The sequence below is a fragment of the Actinomycetota bacterium genome, assembly GCA_005774595.1.
In the GTDB taxonomy this organism is placed as follows: Bacteria; Actinomycetota; Coriobacteriia; order Anaerosomatales; family D1FN1-002; genus D1FN1-002.
This window is the reverse complement of sequence record VAUM01000473.1, coordinates 1-1,167: the sequence shown is the minus strand read 5'-3', so window position 1 is coordinate 1,167 and position 1,167 is coordinate 1. Positions and strand designations below refer to the sequence as shown.

Below are 1,167 nucleotides of genomic sequence, written 5' to 3'. Positions count from 1 at the left end.
CCCTGGGGCTCCGCTCCATCCGCAAGGTGGAGAACATCGTGCGGGAGGAGATGAACCGGGCCGGCGCCATCGAGTTGCTGATGCCGGGGGTTATCCCTGCCGAGCTCTGGCAGGAGTCGGGCCGCTGGGACCAGTACGGCAAGGAACTGCTCCGCATCCGTGACCGCAAGGACTCAGAATTCTGCCTCGGACCAACTCACGAGGAGGTCATCACCGACCTGGTTCGGCGCGAGATCAGGAGCTACCGCCAGATGCCGGTCAACCTCTACCAGATCCAGAGCAAGTTCCGCGACGAGATTCGCCCCCGCTTCGGCCTGATGCGCGGCCGCGAGTTCATCATGAAGGACGCCTACTCGTTCGACGTGGACGGCGACGCGGCCGACCTCTCCTACGAGAAGATGTACCAGGCCTACCGCCGCATCTTCGAGCGCTGCGGCCTCAAGTTCCGGGCGGTCGAGGCCGACACCGGCGCCATCGGCGGCTCCTCGTCCCACGAGTTCATGGTGCTGGCCGATTCGGGCGAGGACGCCATCGCCTCCTGCAACAGCTGCGAGTACGCGGCCAACGTGGAGAAGGCCGAGGCTCGGCCGGTCGAGGCGGCGGAGCACGCCGACCCGCGCCCGCTGGAAAAGGTGGCGACCCCGGAAAAGCGGACCATCGACGAGGTGTCGGAGTTCCTGGGGGTGCATGAAGCGTCCATGATCAAGACCCTGGTGCTGCTGGCCGACAACGAGCCGGTCATCGCCCTGGTGCGGGGCGACCACGAGCTGAACGAGATCAAGCTGAAGCACGTGCTCGACTGCGACGAGCTGGAGATGGCGGGCGACGAGGTGGTGACGAAGGTCACCGGCGCGCCGCTGGGCTTCGCAGGTCCGGTGGGCCTGAAGGCGAAGATCGTGGCCGACCTGGCGGTCAAGGGGATCAAAAACGGGGTCACCGGCGCCAACGAGAAGGATCTGCACCTGAAGAACGTGAACCTGGGGCGCGACTTCCAGGTCACCACCTTCGCCGACATCCGCAACGTGGTGCACGGCGACGCCTGCCCCCGCTGCGAGGCGGGCGTGCTGGAGATGTGGCGCGGCATCGAGGTGGGGCACGTCTTCAAGCTGGGGACCAAGTACTCCAAGGCACTCAAGGCCACTTTCCTCGACGCCGACGGCAAGGAGC

Annotated in this window: 1 protein-coding gene; it reads left to right on the top strand. The window is 66.2% G+C overall.

What is annotated here, in order from left to right:
• Positions 1-1,167: proline--tRNA ligase (locus FDZ70_11080; GenBank protein TLM65493.1), on the top strand; the 1,167-nt coding region annotated here is incomplete at both ends.